Annotated in this window: 12 protein-coding genes; 5 read left to right on the top strand and 7 right to left on the bottom strand. The window is 61.7% G+C overall.

The features are described 5' to 3' along the window. Positions 1 to 119 precede the first annotated feature (119 nt). Both Q7C20_RS15415 and Q7C20_RS15410 read right to left on the bottom strand, forming a co-directional pair. The gene (locus Q7C20_RS15415) at positions 120 to 1769 is read right to left on the bottom strand and encodes a cyclic peptide export ABC transporter (protein ID WP_375068441.1); all 1650 of its coding nucleotides are present in this window, start codon (positions 1767 to 1769) and stop codon (positions 120 to 122) included. A gap of 188 nt (positions 1770 to 1957) precedes the next feature. Further along, positions 1958 to 2140 carry a hypothetical protein gene (locus Q7C20_RS15410; RefSeq protein ID WP_348055225.1) on the bottom strand — a complete coding sequence of 61 codons (183 nt, stop codon included), beginning with the start codon at positions 2138 to 2140 and terminating at the stop codon, positions 1958 to 1960. Positions 2141 to 2228: 88 nt separating this feature from the next. On the opposite strand from Q7C20_RS15410, the gene Q7C20_RS15405 reads away from it, so the two are divergent. Next, complete coding sequence (locus Q7C20_RS15405; protein WP_348055223.1) at positions 2229 to 4715, top strand: TonB-dependent siderophore receptor; 2487 nt, start codon at positions 2229 to 2231, stop codon at positions 4713 to 4715. Between the two features lie 97 nt (positions 4716 to 4812). Here the strand turns inward: Q7C20_RS15405 and Q7C20_RS15400 are convergent, their stop codons facing one another. The 3 genes from Q7C20_RS15400 to pvdM are packed head-to-tail and all read right to left on the bottom strand — an operon-like array spanning position 4813 to position 8357. Beyond that, complete coding sequence (locus Q7C20_RS15400) at positions 4813 to 5685, bottom strand: formylglycine-generating enzyme family protein (protein WP_375068438.1); 873 nt, start codon at positions 5683 to 5685, stop codon at positions 4813 to 4815. Positions 5686 to 5716: 31 nt separating this feature from the next. Beyond that, the gene (locus Q7C20_RS15395) at positions 5717 to 6988 is read right to left on the bottom strand and encodes an aminotransferase class V-fold PLP-dependent enzyme (RefSeq protein WP_375068436.1); all 1272 of its coding nucleotides are present in this window, start codon (positions 6986 to 6988) and stop codon (positions 5717 to 5719) included. A 19-nt stretch (positions 6989 to 7007) separates the two neighbouring features. Then, the gene (gene pvdM / locus Q7C20_RS15390; protein ID WP_375068434.1) at positions 7008 to 8357 is read right to left on the bottom strand and encodes a pyoverdine-tailoring dipeptidase-like protein PvdM; all 1350 of its coding nucleotides are present in this window, start codon (positions 8355 to 8357) and stop codon (positions 7008 to 7010) included. 142 nt (positions 8358 to 8499) lie between these two features. Here pvdM and Q7C20_RS15385 point away from each other — a divergent pair, with 142 nt between their 5' ends. Further along, the gene (locus tag Q7C20_RS15385) at positions 8500 to 10128 is read left to right on the top strand and encodes a PvdJ/PvdD/PvdP-like protein (protein WP_375068432.1); all 1629 of its coding nucleotides are present in this window, start codon (positions 8500 to 8502) and stop codon (positions 10126 to 10128) included. A 217-nt stretch (positions 10129 to 10345) separates the two neighbouring features. Continuing rightward, a complete protein-coding gene (locus Q7C20_RS15380; RefSeq protein WP_375068430.1) occupies positions 10346 to 10663 on the top strand; it encodes a hypothetical protein in 318 nt (105 codons plus the stop codon). A gap of 123 nt (positions 10664 to 10786) precedes the next feature. On the opposite strand, the gene Q7C20_RS15375 is transcribed toward Q7C20_RS15380, so the two are convergent. Then, positions 10787 to 11509, bottom strand: coding sequence for a pirin family protein (locus Q7C20_RS15375; RefSeq protein ID WP_348055211.1), 723 nt, complete (start codon positions 11507 to 11509; stop codon positions 10787 to 10789). A 180-nt stretch (positions 11510 to 11689) separates the two neighbouring features. Here Q7C20_RS15375 and Q7C20_RS15370 point away from each other — a divergent pair, with 180 nt between their 5' ends. Together Q7C20_RS15370 and Q7C20_RS15365 are read left to right on the top strand one after the other, a co-directional pair. After that, on the top strand, positions 11690 to 12640 hold the full coding sequence (locus Q7C20_RS15370; RefSeq protein ID WP_375068428.1) for a GlxA family transcriptional regulator: 951 nt from the start codon (positions 11690 to 11692) through the stop codon (positions 12638 to 12640). A gap of 149 nt (positions 12641 to 12789) precedes the next feature. Further along, positions 12790 to 14235 (top strand): winged helix-turn-helix domain-containing protein, encoded by a 1446-nt coding sequence (locus tag Q7C20_RS15365; RefSeq protein ID WP_375068427.1) that lies wholly within the window; start codon positions 12790 to 12792, stop codon positions 14233 to 14235. Here Q7C20_RS15365 and Q7C20_RS15360 read toward each other — a convergent pair. Beyond that, the gene (locus Q7C20_RS15360) at positions 14182 to 16944 is read right to left on the bottom strand and encodes a winged helix-turn-helix domain-containing protein (protein WP_375068426.1); all 2763 of its coding nucleotides are present in this window, start codon (positions 16942 to 16944) and stop codon (positions 14182 to 14184) included. The genes Q7C20_RS15365 and Q7C20_RS15360 overlap by 54 nt on opposite strands. Between the last annotated feature and the right edge of the window lie 31 nt (positions 16945 to 16975).

Genomic DNA, 16975 nt, shown 5'->3' with positions numbered 1-16975 from the left:
GCCATCGGCTTCGTAAATATGCGTTGTCAGAAAGACGAAGCGTGGCCGACGAGATTTAGGTGTGAGGTGGGGCGTGTGGGGCAGGCGGCGAGCGGCGGGGCGCTCGCCGGAGGGTGGAATCAGGCGAAGGCTTTTTCGCTGATGACGCGCCCGGCTTCCATGCGCACCAATTGGTCGGCGACATCGAAGTAACGGTCATCGTGAGAAATCACGATGATGGTCTTGCCCAGGCGCTTCAGATCGGGCAACAGCTCGGTGTAGAACACGCGGCGGAAAGTCGGGTCCTGGTCGGCGGCCCACTCGTCGAATACCAGCACTGGCCGTTCATCGAGCCAGGCGTTGATCAATGCCAGGCGTTTGCGCTGGCCGGTGGACAGGTCGGTGGTGGTGAATGCACCGTCACGAATGCTGACCTTGTGGGCGATCTCCATGCGTTCCAGGTAGCTGTTGGCATCGTCCGGCAGGGCTTTGTCACTTTGCACCAGTTCGTCGAACAGGTAGTAGTCGGCAAAAATGGTGGTGAACATCTGCCGGTAATCGTCAAGGCCGCGGGCATCGACCGCTGCACCGTTGAGGCGAATTTCACCTTTTTGCGGTGTGTACAGGCCCAGCAGCAATTTGATCAGGGTGGTCTTGCCGCATCCGTTTTCGCCGACGATAAACAGGATTTCGCCAGGCTCGATGGTCAGGTTTACCGGGCCCAATTTGAACGGTTCGCTGCCCTCCACGGGCGGGAAGGCGTATTGCACGTCGCGCAATTCCAGATGCTTCATGGGCGGCGTGCGGCTCTCGTCAGCGTCGAGCAGCAGGTGCGGTTCCGGCGATGAAAAGCGTTCGGACAAGTCGGCAATGCGGCGGAAGGCGATCTGCGCGCGACTGATGATCGGCAGGTTGGCGATCAGGTTTTCCATGGGGCCTTTCATATAGAGCAGCACCAATACAAAGCCGCTCATCATGGCCGGGTCGCTGCTGGGCCAGAACGATTGCAGGGTCAGCGCCAGGCCGATGACCACAAAAAACAGCATCGAGCCCAGGCTCTTGGCGATCACGAAAATGTTGATCGAGCGCACATGGGTGTCGCAGATGTGGTCGGCGGTGGCCTGGATGTTGCGCGTCAGCATGGCGTGACGGCGCTTGCGATGGATGCGCAGTTCCTTGGCGCCTTCGGCGATGGCCGAATAATGTTTTTGCAGGTTGTCTTCAGACTCCCGCGCAGCGTAGAAGCCCGCGATGCCTTTGCCTTGTGCGATGAACTGAATGGCCGAGCCGATACCGATGGCCAGCAGGGTCATCAGGAAAATCGGCAGCGAGAGGCTCGCCAGATAGCCCAGGCAGCCGAGGATAACCGTGATGGAAATCGCCAGCGGGGCGAAGGCAAAGGCGAAATCACTGATGGTGTCGACGTCGTGGGTCAGCACCGGAATAAGGCGGTGGCTGCGGTAGCGTTCGATCTGTTCGATCGGTGCCGACAGCACCTTGGCGCCGAGGTCCTTGCGCAGCCTGGCAATGACTTTTTGCCCGACGAAGTTGCTGCCGATATCGGCGGCAATGCTGCTCAGCAGGGCGAGCACGCACAGCCCGGCAAAGGCCAGCACCACGGCAGTGGAGAGACCGGAATCGCTATGCAGGCCCCTGTTCACGGTGGCGAGCAGCGCGGTGACGCTCAAGCCGCCGAGAATGCCGAACAGAATCGACAGGATGACGGTGTAGCGATAAGGCTTGAGCAGGCTCAAGAGTTCGCGAAGGGCGCTACGCGGTTTTGCAGTCATGAAACTACCTCGGTCGCAACGTGGCTACGTGCTAAGGGCGAGTGGGGGCCCCGGCGATTCATTGGATCGCTGGCGGGCTTTTGTAGAAGACGTTCCGAGCGCGGCGCGATTTAGCGGGATTGCGCCGGGCTCGGCGGCTGCGATCTGCCCTTGTGTTCGCAGTGGCGCCTGACCCCGTGACCACCGGCCTAAATTTTTTCGATCATCAAACGTTCTTGTTTTGATGCGGGCTGCTTTCTTGCTGGAAGCGCTAGCGCAATGACGGCGTGCTCTGCCAGCCGTTTTTCTCTCTGCGAATCCGGTGCAGCTGCAGTTCCCAGGCTGGATGGGCGGCGCGTTAAAAAATTGAAGTAAATGAGTCTGGTTTTCATTAGCTGAGCCGTCTTATCAACCAGAGGCGCTCAAAGACGCCACTATTTTCTGCCAATCACACGCCTCATTGTTCAAGGATTGCTGTCGATGCCTTATCCCCTTTGGTTGTCCACGCCCAAGCATTACGCGTTGAAGAAGTTGCCGCAGACCGTGCGTCTGATGATGTTAAGTGCTGCGCTGGCTGTGCCGGCGGCTGCGACATTGCTGCCCAGTGCTGCGTTCGCCCAGAGCGAAGCGGGCAAGGTTGCCTTCGCAATCCCGGCCGGTAAATTGTCGGACGCGCTGATGAAGTTCGGCTCGGCGGCCGGCGTGTCAATTTCCTACGACCCGGCCCTGGCCAGCCAGCAAACGACCCAAGGGCTGCGGGGGCAGTTCAGCGTGGATGAAGGTCTGTCCCGGCTGTTATCGGGCAGTGGTTTGCAGGCCAGCCGCGAGGCCAGCGGCAGCTATGTAATCATGCCGCCGGCGAGTGGTTCGGCGGTGACCCTGGGGGCGACCAATATCAGTGCCGAGGGACTTGGGGCGACGACTGAAAACAGCGGTTCCTACACCACGGGCGCCACCAGCACCGCTACCAAGCTCCCGCTGACATTGCGTGAGACGCCGCAGTCGGTGAGTGTGGTGACCCGGCAGTTGATGGATGATCAACACCTTTCAACACTCAATGAAGTCATGGCTTTTACTCCGGGTATCAGCATTAACCATCGTGACAGCGAACGGTTTGATTTCTATTCCCGGGGTTTCACCATCCAGAACTTTCAATACGACGGTATTCCGTCGCAAGTGGCCAACGAGTCCCAGCAATACGTTGGCGCAATCTCTGATATGGCGATCTACGACCGCGTCGAAGTGGTGCGCGGCGCAACCGGTCTGATGAGTGGTGCGGGGACCCCGTCCGCTACCATCAACCTGGTGCGCAAGCGACCGACCAAAGACTTCCAGGCATATGTGTCCGGTGAGGCGGGCGCGTGGGACCGTTACCGCTCTGAAGTCGATGTCTCCGGGCCGCTGACTGAAACCGGCAATGTGCGGGGACGTTTCGTTGCCGCCTACCAGAAGCAAAACTCGTTCATCGACTGGTACAGCCAGGAAAAGCGCGTGATGTACGGCGCGCTGGATATCGATCTGAATGACAACACGACCTTGCGCACCAGCCTCGACTACCAGAACAACGATGCCAACGGCACCAGTTATGGGCACATCCCATTGTTTTTCAGCAATGGCAAGCAAACCAATATGTCCCGCTCATTCAACCCGGCCACGCGCTCGAGTTACATGGACAACACCAGCTACAACTTCACCACCATGCTTGACCATAAGCTGGACAATGACTGGAGCCTGAAGACTGCTTACAGCCATCAATACTCCTACCGTAAAGGCCAGGGCGCGTCGGCAAGTGGCGGCTACCCTGACCCGGTGACCGGGGCGGGCACAGGCGTGTTTATCTACCGCCTGGACAGCTACCAGACCCAGGACACGCTGGATACCTATGCTTCCGGCCCATTCAACCTGGGCGGTCGCGAACATGAGCTGGTGGTCGGCGCCAGCACCTCGCGCACTCACCTCAACTTCCCCAACTACGCCAGCCACAACGAAGACGGCGACTACGGTTCGGCGAATATTTTCAACTGGGACGGCAATAAGTACGGGCGTCGCTCGTACTTCAAGGATGGTGGCACCGTTACCAGCTTGCAGCAGAGTGGTGTGTATGGCGCCCTGCGCCTGAAACCATTTGATCCGCTGACCATCATTCTGGGGACTCGGCTCAGCTGGTGGAATCAGGAGGACGAGGTCAGCAATTATCTCAATGGCACCAAGGCCACTGACAAGACCAAGAAAACCGGGGTGGTCACACCTTATGCCGGCATCGTCTACGAGCTGAACGACACCTATTCGGCGTACGCCAGCTACACCAGCATCTTCTTGCCGCAGACGTTCTACAAAACAGCGGCGGGCGGCTCGCTGGCGCCCCTCGAAGGCGACAACTACGAGATCGGTCTCAAGGGTGAGTTCTTCAACGGTGCGCTGAACGCAAGCATCGCGGTCTTCGACATCGAGCAGAAGAACACGCCGCAGGAGTCCGGCCAGGATTCTTCGGGCCGCACGGTGTACAAGGCCATCAGCGGTACCAATACCCGTGGCGTAGAGACCGAGATCTCGGGTGAAGTGGCGACCGGCTGGAACGTGTTTGGTGGCTATACCTATCGCGAGTCCCATGACAAGGACGGCGGTCGTGTCCAGACCAACCAGCCGATCAACCTCTTCAAGTTAGGCACCACCTATCGCTTGCCGGGTCAGTGGAACAAGCTGACCGTCGGCGGCAACGTGACCTGGCAAAGCGAGATGTACGCTTCCTCGCAAATCAACTACGAGGGCCCTTACTACAAGGCTACGCAGGATCCCTTCGCCGTGGTTGGCTTGTTGGCCAAATACAAGGTCGACGAGCACCTGACTGTAGGGTTGAACGTCAACAACCTGTTTGACCAGAAGTACTACGACGGCATGGGCACGTTCAACTCGGGCTCCTACGGTGAGCCTCGCAATGCAATGGTAAACGCCAAGTGGACGTTCTAAACCATTGACGGATGGGAGCCGGCGCTTGCGCCGGCTTTCTCCAGGCATAAAAAAACCGCCGGGCTCATGCCAGGCGGTTTTTTTATGGGGCCAGGGTTTAGAGGTCGCGAACAACCCTGAAGCCGATCCAGTCTCCACGGGTTTGCGGGTAGATCGTGTTGCGATTGCCTGAGCGCGAAAACACCGGTGCTTCGCCCCAGTCATTGCCGCGAATCTGATACGACTCGCAGTTGGGCTCCACCCAGGCGCTGCCATCGGTCGGTGCGCCGACGTAGTTGGTGTGCTCGCAGTCGGCCACTCGCTCGTAGACATTGCCGTGCATGTCGTACATGCCGAATGCGTTCGGCGGGTAGCTGCCCACTGGCGACGAATAGCTGTAGCCGTCCGCCGGCCCGTAGGTATTGGCGTGTTCGGCGATGCTGTAGTCCTTGTCTTCATCAAACGGGAAGGGGAAAGGTCCGGTGGAGCCGGCGCGTGCGGCGTATTCGCGCTGGGCCTCGCTGACCATGTGGTAATGCTGGCCGGTCTTTTTCGACAGCCATGCCACATAGTTCTTTATGTCGTCCATGTCCATGCACACGGCGGGCTGGCGCGGGCCTTGCGGATAGCGAGGCTTGCTGGCAATGCACTCGCGGCCGGGGCGATCGTCGCCATTGGCGATCTTTACTCCGGTCTGGCGCACATAGCTGTCCCACTCGCCAGCGGTAACGTGAAAGCGGCTCATGGCGAACGGCTTGGCGAAGGTCACGTCATGCATCGGGCCTTCATCCGGCTCGCGGCCGACTTCGTCTTCCGGGGTGCCCATGGTGAACGTGCCTGCAGGCAGCACGACCATTTCCGGGCAGTCCTTGCAGTCCTTGAATACTTTCCCGGGCTGCGGCGCTGCGGCGTGGGCGAGGGTTGGCAGCATTGCGCCGCACAAGGCGGTCAGCGTCAGGGCTGCCAGGGGCTTGAGTCGGGATGGATTCATGTGGGCATCTCGTTCAAAGAAAAAAGGGGCGTCACAGGCGCGGGCTGAGCAAGGCCATGAAGCGCTGGATTTCGTCGGAGCTGTTAAGCAGGCCAGGAGAGGTACGAATCACTGGCCCGACGTCGCGGTCCACTGCGTCGATCACCACGCGGTTTTTCATCATGTAGGCGGCCACTTCGTCGCTGTCCTGGCCCTTGACCCGGAAGAACGTGAAGCCGGCAGACAGCTCGGGGCTGCGCGGCGTGACCAGCTCGATCTGCGGATGGGCCAGCAGCTGGTTTTTCAACTCGGTATTAAGCGCGTGAATCTGCGCCTGCACCTGCGCCTTGCCCAACTGCAGGTGCAATTTGAAGGCTTCGTCGGCCGCCCAGCGATGCTCGAAAGCGTGGTAGCCGCCGGGCGTCATGGTGGTGGCGAAATCGGTGTCTTCAGAGAAGGTCGGCACCATCGGCGTGACGTATTTATTCTCGGCGTCACGGGCGCACACCAGCCCCGTGCCGCGTGGGCCGAACATCCATTTATGGGTGCCGGCGATGAAGAAGTCGCAGTTCATTGCCGGGAAATCCAGGTTTTCCACGCCGAAACCGTGCACGCCGTCGACCACATACAAGATGCGGTCCTTCTCGTCGCGGTTGCGGTTGTGTTCATTTACCAGCTGGCCGATTTCGCCGATGGGCAGCTTCACACCGCTGCCGGACTGCACCCAAGTCATGCCCAGCACGCGGGTGTTCGGGCGGATATTGCGTTTGATGTTGCCGAGCACCTCGTCGACGGAAACCTGGGCTGCCTGCTCGAACAGGCTGATCCGGCGCACCTGGGTGCCTTCCTTGAGTACACGAAAATCCAGGCTGTTCTGCGTCGCATAGTGCTCGTGAACCGTGGTCAGGATTTCCTGATCGGGCCGCACCTTGATGCCGCCGTAGATCATCGCCAGGCCTTCGGAGGTGCTGCCGGTGAGGGCGATCTGCGCAGGTTTGGCGTCCAGGTAGCGACCGGCCCATTCGCGTACCTGGCCTTCACGCTTCCAGGTTTCCTGCAGGTCCCAGTCCATTGCCAGCCCGGGGTTGCGGTCTATCTGCACACGGTAGCGCTCAATGGCGTCGCGCACTGGCTTGGGGTGCGAGGCCACGAGGAAGTTGGAGAAGTGCAGGTAATTCGGGTCCTGATTAAACAGCTGCTTGAACCCCGTCCATGGGTTGGCTGCCGGGGTGGCGGCGCTGGCGTGTGGCAGCATCGTGGCGCCCAGTGGCAGGCTGGCGGCAAACACACCAGCCTGTTTTAGAAACGTACGGCGGTCGGTCATGGACTTATTTCACGGCTGATTAGCGATTGGCCAAGGGTTTGGCGGCTTTTTGTACCTGGTCCCACACCCGCAGGAAGTTGCCGCCCCACAGCTTGGCGATGTCGGCTTCGGAGTAGCCGCGCTGGATCAGCTCGGCGGTGACATTGCGCACTTCGCTCACGTCGTTCCAGCCCTGGATGCCGCCGCCGTCGTTGAAGTCCGAGGCGATGCCCACGTGATCGATGCCGATCTTGCGCACGGTGTAGTCGATCGCATCACCGAAGTCTTTGAGGGTCGCCTTGGGCTCTTCTTCAAGAATGGCGTAGAGCGCGCTGGCGTACTGGCCGAACTTCTGCTCGGACCAGGCGGCGATGATCGGGTCGCCGGGCATCAAGGCCATGGCCAGGTTCGGCAGTGGCGGCAGATCAAACCGTGCGCGCAGGCTGTTGAGCTTGTTCTGGGTCGGCTGGCTCAGCGGGCGCAGATAGGCCGGGAAGCCCACCACCTGAACCACGCCGCCGCTGTGCTTGATCAGTTGCAGTTCCTTGTCGCTGAGGTTGCGCGGGATGTCCACCGACGCGCGTGGCGCCGAGTGGGAGGCGACCATCGGCGTACGACTCAGCTGTGCGACTTGCTCCAGCGCCTTGGTCGACATCTGCGACACATCGATGATCACCCCCAGGTCATTCAGGCGATGCACCGCCTGCTGGCCTATCGGCGACAGCCCTTCAAGGGCGTCTGTGGTGTCATTGAAAAACGGCAGCGGGCGCGATGAGTCCGACCAGGCATTGTTGCCGATATAGCTGAAACCAAACATGCGCATGCCGCGCGCGGTCCACAGGTCCAGCTGGTTCAGGTCATCACCCAGCGGGTAGGCGTTGAGCATGCTGATAAAGATCGCAAACTTGCCTTCGCCATGCAGGCGCCGGAAATCATCCGGGGTGTAGGCGATGCCCACCTGATTGGGAAAGTCGCGCACCATGCCGGAGATGATTTTGTAACGCACCTCCTGTTCGTGGCGCGCCTCTTCGACAAAACCGTCGGTAGGCTTGTGCGGGGCGTTGGCACCGTTCCAGATTTCCGGCCAGCCGAAAATCGTCAACGCAGCGCCGGACAAGCGCCCGCGACTGGCCTTGGCCAAATCGAACTGGCCGCTGCCATCCTTGTCGGCCTCATTGCCGGCGGTGCCGAAATCCAGCGGCACGGTGATATGGCTATCAAAGGACAGCAAGCGGTCCTGCATCTCATTGGCCTGCTTGATCACCTCCAGCGGGTAGCCGGCATTGCCCTTGAACCAGTGATCCCAGACCAGGAAACCGGCGCCGGCACAGACGGCCAGTGCCAGCGGCAGGCCCAGAAACAGCGCCTTTTTCGAACGTGGTTTTGTCATTGCCATCTCAGTCAGTTGAGGCCTTTGCTATCAGGGAGGAACGAGCGATGGCGGGGGAAATTTAGGCGGGGAGGGCAAGGCGGTAAATTTTGCGCGGCTGCAAACGTTCTAGCTCTGATCACGCAGCTTCCTAAGGTAGACAATGACCCTCTCTCGACGTGGCTTCATCGCAGGCCTGGCACTGACCGGCGCTGCCGTGCCGGCGGCCTTTTATGCCCATCGCGAGCTGACGCGTGAAGAATTCCCGATCACTCCCGGCGAAGCCACGGTAGACCTCGCCGACACCAATGGTCAGCACTTGGCGAACAGCTTGCGCGGCGTGTGGAGCGTGCGTCTGGAAGGGGCAGATGCCGGCCTGAAAGGCTTGCCGCAGCACGGCCTTGAGCTGCTGCTTGATGTCGCCCCCCGTGGCCGAGGCCTGCGCGGTTACCTCGATACCGCCAGCAACCTGCGCGCCGATGCTGAACCGCGTTACCGCCTATTGGGAGACCTGGTCACGGGCGACAGCAAGGTGTTGTACTGGCGCCTGATTGATCGCGATTCGGCCGCAGGCGTACCCGCCTATGAATTCAAAATGAGCCTTGATGAAGTCTGGGCCGACTTCGGCAATGCGGGCAGCGGCACCCTCAGCGGCACCATCCTCGATCTGGACCGTCCCCTTGCATTGAACGAGCGCGACAACCGTTTTATCGCGCACAAACAGCTGTTTCCCGAAGCCCGCCAGCGCATTGGCCTCAACCCGACCTTGCTGGCATGGCTGATCGCTCCCGAACACCGCCTGTTCCACCAACTGTGGCACGCCACCCGCGACCAGTGGCACAAGCTTTCCGAGGAAAAGCGCGAGGCGTTGCGCGGCATCGGCTGGCAACCCGGGCCACGTGGCAAGGAGCGCGACGCGCGGGGCAAGCACAAGGACCGCAACGGCTCGGGTATCGACTTCTTTTTCATGCACCGGCACATGCTCGGCACTGCCCGTTCAATGCAAGACCTGCCTTCATGGCCGGCTTTCCCGGAACCCCAGCCGGCCCTGGAGCGTGATCGCCTGGGGTTTTTGCGCTACTTCGACAACCGCGACGGTTTTGCGCTGCCGCCCACTTGGTCGGCCCCCGACGACAGCGATTACACCCAATGGGTCAGCGATATCAAGGCGGCAGATACCTACCACAGCAACTTTCAAGTGTGGGAATCCCAGTACCGCGACCCGCGTTACCTGGCCAAACTGAGCCTGGGGCAACTCGGCTCGGAGATGGAACTGGGCCTGCATGACTGGCTGCACATGCGCTGGGCCTCGGTACCCCGCGACCCGTCCAACGGCGCCCCGGTGCCATTCGCCCGCGATCCGTCGGACTTCGCCGCGCGTTGGTACGCACCGGAAAACGACTTTCTCGGCGACCCGTTCTCCTCCCACGTCAACCCGGTGTTCTGGCACTTCCACGGCTGGATCGACGACCGTGTCGAGGACTGGTTTCGCGCCCACGAGCGGTTCAATCCGGGTGAAGTCAGGCGGCTGGAGGTCAACGGCGTGCCGTGGTTCGCGCCGGGGCGCTGGGTTGAAGTCAGCGACCCCTGGCTCGGCCCGGACACCCACGGTTGCAGCACCACGCCGGGCTTGCAGGTGGGGCGTTCCATGGAAATGGACCCGGAAATTATGAAGCTGGCGCTGCGCATCACCTTTGGTTCTGACGAAGACATGCTCAAGGGCCTGTTCAAGCGAGTGCCGCAGCGGCCCTGGTACGCGCGGCACTTGAAGGTCAAGGCGCGGGAGGCTTAAGCGTTTGGGACTGAACAAAGAGGCCGCGTGGGCAGCGATCAAAATGGCCCGAGCGCTCGGAAGCGACACCCTCGAACTGTGTAGCGAGTGCGGCAGCAGATTAGCAAGGCGGTGATATGGATCGACCGCGACCTGCATTAATCGAAGACGAAAAAAAACCGGCTGATCAGGCCGGTTTGGGGTGCCTCGCCAACAGCGAGGGTTATGCGTTGTTGCTATGCAGACGATCCGCGCCACCTTCGGCCAGACCACGTTCCTGCAGACGATCCGCACCGCCTTCAGCCAGACCACGTTCCTGCAGACGATCCGCACCACCTTCAGCCAGACCACGTTCCTGCAGACGATCCGCACCACCTTCAGCCAGACCACGTTCCTGCAAGCGATCAGCACCACCTTCAGCAACACGGCTTTCCATCAGGCGATCCGCGCCGCCTTCAGCGACAACAGGGTGAGCGAAAGCATTTGCAGCGAGTACCGAGAAAGCGAGGCTAAGCAAGATTTGGCGTTTCATGAGTGTGTGCTCCGAGTGTTTTAGTTGGGTGTCGCTCTGTATGGGTTTGATGTTACGCGTTGCTTTTTTTAAGAGAACTTCATTGAGTTGATGGTGACTATCGACGCCAGCGATGACCCGTTTTGGGGCGGGCCATCGTGCTCAGCATCAAGGCCGCTGCGGCAGTTCCTGAGGGCGCAGGTCGAACACCAGCACTTCGGCGTCTTCGCCGTGGCTCAAGCGGATCTGGCGTTCATCCCGCACGCGGGCGCCGTCACCTTCCTGCAGGCGCTGACCGTTGACCTCGACGCTGCCACGGGCCACGTGGATGTACACGTGGCGCGCTGGCGGCAAGTCCAGGCTCGCGGCCTCGTCGCCGTTGAACAGCCCGGCATACACCCGTGCATCCTGGCGAACATTGAGCGAGCCGTCGGCGCCATCCGGCGAGATGATCAACTGCAAGCGCCCGCGTTTCTGCGCATCGCTGAAATGCTCTTGCTGATAGCGCGGCTCGGCACCCGCTTCATTCGGCACGATCCAGATTTGCAGGAAGTGCACGCCACGGTTCTGGCTGTGGTTGAACTCGCTGTGCGCCACGCCGCTGCCGGCGCTCATCAATTGCACATCGCCAGGGCGAATCACCGAACCGGTGCCGAGGGTGTCCTTGTGTTCCAGGGCGCCTTCAAGCACATAGGAGAAAATCTCCATGTCGCGGTGCGGGTGCTGGCCGAAGCCTTTGCCGGCGGCAACGCGGTCATCGTTGATCACCAACAGGTCGGAGAAACCTTGCTCGTCGGCGTTCCAGTAGTTGGCGAACGAGAAGGTGTGAAACGACTTCAACCAACCGTGATTGGCGGCGCCGCGTTCGGAAGCTTTGCGAAGGGTCAGCATGGTCTTGTCCTCAAGTGAGCGTGGGCTGCGAGATGCAGTTCGCTTGCGTTGAGAAGAAGGTTACTGGTTACTGAAAAATTCATTAAGGAGCTGAAATTTGAATAACTGTCTCTATAAGGTTGACAGTTAAAGGCGTGTCATAATGCCCGCCGCCCTTTCTTATTGATGGACGTTCTCTTTATGCAAACCGTGGCCATGGCGCTATTTCCGGACTTCCTTCTGCTCGACATGGCCGGGCCGCTTGAAGTGTTTTCCATCGCGAACCGCTACCTGCCGGCTGCGGCTCACTATGAAATCCTCACCGTCGGTACCGAACCCGGCCCGTTGCGCGCCTCCAATGGCGTCAGCGTGCAACCGGACGTGGTGTTGGGCCAGGCCAATGACGCCTATGACCTGTTACTGGTGCCCGGCGGGCCCGGCGCCTATAACGAATGCCATCCCGACCTGTTGCCCTGGCTCATGACCGCAGCGTCGAGGGCCAGGCGCTTCGGTTCAATCTGCACCGGTGCCTTTGTGCTCGGGCATGCCGGGTTGCTGGACGGCCGCCGCGTGACCACCCACTGGCACTACACCGAACGCCTGATCAAGGCGTTTCCGGAGGCCATCGTCGAGACCGATCGCATCTACTTGCAGGACGGGCGCTTGATCACCTCGGGCGGCGTCACCGCCGGCATCGACCTGGCGCTGTCCATCGTCGCCCAGGACCACGGCAAGCAAGTGGCGGTCGACGTCGCCAAAGTGCTGTTGGTGGTGATGAAGCGACAGGGCGGCCAGGCCCAGTTCAGCCCGATGACCGCCGCCGTAGCGCCCCATGAAACGGCGATTACCCGGGTGCAAAACCACGTGCTGGCGCAGTTGAATCAACCATTCACCATCGACTCCATGGCCGCGCTGGCAGGCATGAGTGCCCGCCACTTTGCGCGGCTGTTCGCCAAAGAAGTGCAGATGACGCCCATGGCCTTCCTGCAGGGCGCGCGCATCGATCGCGCCCGGCACTTGCTGGAAACCACCGACCTGCCGCTCAAGACAGTCGCGTTCCACGCAGGCTTTGGCAGCGTGCGGCACATGCGCTTTTTGTTCAGTGAAAAGCTCGGCCTTAACCCTACCCAATACCGACAGCAGTTCAGTTAACGACAGAATGGCCGTCTCGCGCACCCAAAAGTCCGTATCGCTCCCCGTGCCAGCCTTGTCCTGTCACGGGTAGCTGGCAAGATAGCCAAAGGCCCCTGGAAGAGGATGCGCAGACGCCCTAGGCCGGGTGTTCCAGCGCATGTGCACAAATGAATCACCCTCATGCAATGAGCTTTGGTCCGTTCACCTTTCACCGGCAACAGCGCCTGGTCAGCAAGATCGGCCTGCCGGTGCCATTGGGTGGGCGTGCACTGGATATCCTCACGGTGCTGTTGGAAACCCCGGGGCAATTTGTCAGCAAAGCGGCCTTGATCGCCCGAGTCTGGCCGTGCAGCGTGGTGGAAGAAAACAACCTGCGCGTGCACATTGCCGCGTTGCGTCGAGCCCTGGACGGGGCGCGCTACATCCTCAATGAACCGCAGCGCGGCTACTGTTTCGCTGCGCCATTGGCTGTTGCGGCGACGGTGCCCCGGCACAACCTGGCTGCGCGTCTGAGCCCGGTGATCGGCCGTGATGCCTTACTCGGCACGCTGGCGCGGCGCCTGGCCGCGCAACCGTTGCTGACCCTCACCGGTTGCGCCGGCATCGGTAAAAGCACCGTGGCGCTGGCGTTGGCCGAACGTGTGCTGCCGCGTTATCGCGACGGCGTATGGTGGGTTGACCTGGCAACCGTGGAATCCCCCATGACCCTGCTGCGCCACTTGGCCCGGGCGATGAACCTTGCGCCTTGTGGCAGTGCCGCTGAGCTGTGCGATCAGTTGGCCGGGCGGCGCCTGTTAATGGTGCTTGATGGCGCCGATTTGCTGCTCGGCGCTTGCCGTCACCTGATACGTACCCTGCGCGAGCGCGCGCCGCAGGTCACGGTGCTCCTGAGCAGTCGCCAAACTCTGCAGTTGCCGGGCGAATGGGTGCAGCGCGTGCCAGGGCTGGCGCTGCCAATACCGTCCGCGTGGGCCAGTGTGGAACAGGCGATGGCGTACCCGGCGGTGCAGCTATTTGTCGCGAGGGTGCGTGCCGGGCAACAGGGTTTTGCCCTGCGGCCTCAGGACCTGGCGCCGCTGCGCGATATCTGCCGACGCGTCGACGGTATTCCTCTGGCGCTGGAACTGGCGGCCGCGCAGGTCGATACCCTTGGCGTACATGGCTTGCAGGCGCAATTGCGCAGAGGTTTGCAGGTGCTTGTCCGTGGCCGGCGCACGGCAGTGGAACGGCATCAATCCCTGGCGGCTGCGCTGGATTGGACCTATGGGCGCTTGAGCCTGCCGGAGCGCTGGCTGTACTTGCAACTGGCGTTGTTCAAAATGGCGGTGACCTTACCGGCCCTGACCGCGTTAGTCGTCGGTACCGAACTGGAACATGCCGACCTGGGCTATTTGCTCACGCGCCTGGCCGGCATGTCGTTGCTGGAGGTAGAGCCCGGCCCCGGCCCGTTGCGGTATCGGCTGCTCAACAGTGCTCGCAGCCATGCTCTGGCGCAACTGCGCGACCCGGCGCAGGTGGCGCACTTGCAGCAGGGCTATGGGCATTACCTGGGGCCGTTTTCAGGCCGGCCGTTTGTCTTGCAACTCGTCGAGCAGGCCGCGTGCGCAGGTTAGGTCTGCGGTGGCAAAGCCTTCGGTAAATTGTTCGTAGATTGAGTTCAACAGGTCACGGGCCGCTGTCAGCCGACCCTGGCTTTGCCACAATCGCGCCAGGGATGTCGCACTGCGCAACTGCCAGGCCAGTGCACCTTGCTGATGGGCCAGGCCGAGGGCCTCCAGCAGCAGGGTTTCGGCGGCGCGGGCATCCGGCGTAGCCTCGGCGCGGACCCGCAGAATCTCCGCTGAGCACCAACCGGCGGCGCCGCTTCTGGCACGCTCAAACACCGCGTCATCCGCCGGGGCCGCATTGAAGGTCACGAGGGTATCGCGCACCAGGCCCAGCCCCTGCAACTGCTCAGGCAGCGCCGTGCCTTCATAGTGTTGAGCCCAGGTATAAAACAATGGCACCGCGTGTTTCTGCGCCTGTTGCAGCAACAGTTGCAGCAAAGCGTTCGCCGAAGCGCTGTCGCCGTTGTAGCGGGCGATCACCACACCGGCCAGGGCCAGGGTGTAGCAAATCGACGTACCGTGGTTGATCTGCAGTGCCAGCTCCAGGGCCTGGTTGGCGGTACGCCACGCCCGCTGCGCAAAACCACGCAACCACAGCACACGCGCGAGAATCGTCAGCGAGGCCACGCTCTGGTCGTACTGCACGCCAAAACCATGGGTAAACCGGTTGAGATGGCCGCTCTGGGCCATGCGCTGGATAACCTGTTCGGCGTCGTGCAGCGCCAGCGTCTGATGGCCGGCAAAGTGTTGCGCCAACACCCGCAGGCGTTGGGCGCTGAGGTCCAGTAGAGGCTCGGTTTGCGGGCCCAGTCGATCAAAATGCAGGCTCTGCGCCAATGCCTCACGGTAGTTGCCGCTGCACAGGTTGACCGCCATTTGCCCAGACACTGCGCGCAGTTGGCCAGCCAGGTCTTTGCCGGCTTCCGCCAGGCGCTGCGCGCAGGCAAACGCCTCGACAGTGTGCGGCGTGCCGCCCTGAGCGTGATAGGAAAAACTGCCCAGCGCCAATTGCAGCGCCATGTGCAAACGCGGATTCGGCGTATTCGACTGCGCCAGTCGGGCCAGGGCTTTGCCCACATACAGCCCGTGTTCGCGCAGCAACGACAACTCCTGCCACAACGGCATTGCGCTGACCGTAAGACGAATGCCCAGCAGATGTGCGCCGGGGTCGCCCAGGCACCAATCGAGCGCCGCGCGAATGTCTTCGCGCAGCGGTGCATAGCGGTCGATCCAGGGCTGAGTGGCGATCAGTTCCCAGTCGTCCTGCGCCTGGTCCATCAACGCCAGGAGGCGCGCCGCGTGACGTTCGCGGGTGGCGTCGAGTTCATCGGCGACACTGAGTTTTTCCAGCGCATAGGTGCGCGTAATATCCAGCAGGCGGTACACCATGGTGTCATCGCCGGCTTCTACATTGAGCAACGACTTGGCCACCAATTGGCTGATCGAGCCCAGCACCTCGTCCGGCGCGATGCGTTCCTCGGCGATCACCGCCGCTGCGCTGGCGAGGCTGAAGCCGCCGCGAAACACTGCCAGGCGGCGCAGGCAAATCTGCTCGCAGGGCGTGAGCAAATCGAAGCTCCAGTCCAGCGTGGCGCGCAGGGTTTGCTGACGGGGCAGGGCGCTGCGGCGGCCTCGGGTGAGCAGGCGAAAATTGTCCTCCATCTGCACCAGCAACCCCGACAGGCCGAAGCGTTCGATCTGCGCCGCCACCAGTTCGATCGCCAGCGGAATACCGTCCAGGCGCTGGCAGATGTCGATGGCCAGCGGCAACTCGGCCTCGCTCAGTTCAAAGCTGTCCTGATGGGACATCGCACGCTCGACCAGCAGTTGCAGCGCCGGGTAACCCAGGGCCTGAGCGCGGTTGCCGGTGGCGGGCGGGCACGCCAGGGGTTCCAGGCGTTGCACGTATTCGCCCTCGGCGCGCAAGGCTTCGCGGCTGGTGGCCAGAATATGAAGGTTGGGTGCGTGACGCAGCAGGGTTTCGCTGATCAGTGCAATGTCGTCCAGCAGGTGTTCGCAGTTATCGATCACCAGCAGCAACTGGCGCGCGTGCAGGCTGCGGGCGAAGGTCACCAGGGGTTCATGCTCGGTGGGCGTGAGGTCGAGCAAGGCGGCGAGGTTGGGCAGGATCATCGACGGCGTGCTGAGTGGTGCCAGGTCGAGCAGGTGAATGCCGTCGCGATAGTGCCCGATCAGCAACTCCGCCACCCGCAGTGCCACGGTGGTTTTGCCGATGCCACCAGCGCCGGTCAGGGTGATAAAGCGCTGCTGGGGTAACTGGCGCACCAGCGCATCGATCAGCGCCTGACGGCCGATCATCCGCGTGTGGCGCAGCGGCAGGTTATGGCCCTGGCTGTGGGGCATGCCGTCGGCGGGAATCGTCATCGGTTCAATGCTCAGTGGCGCCACAAAACTGTAGCCGCGCTGGGCCACCGTCACGATATAACGCTGCCCGGCCTGGCCGTCGCCCAGCGCCTTGCGCAACGCCGCCATGTGCACGCGCAGGTTGCCGTCTTCGACCACGCTTTTGGGCCAGACCCGCGCGATCAGTTCCTGCTTGCTTACCACGTTGCCGGCCTGCTCCAGCAGGATCAGCAGAATGTCCACCGCGCGCCGTCCCAGACGCAACGGGCGCCCGGCCTCCAGCACCAGACGCTGGTGCGGGTGGACGCGGTAGGGGCCGAAATGCACGGCCTGGTCGCTGAGGTCACTCATGGCGGCCAATGCTCATCGAAAAGGGTCTGCG

Source organism: Pseudomonas sp. AMR01, from assembly GCF_041946035.1.
Classification (GTDB): domain Bacteria; phylum Pseudomonadota; class Gammaproteobacteria; order Pseudomonadales; family Pseudomonadaceae; genus Aquipseudomonas; species Aquipseudomonas antarctica_B.
The sequence above is the reverse complement of the archived record's forward strand: the minus strand, read 5'-3'. Positions and strand labels throughout refer to the sequence as shown.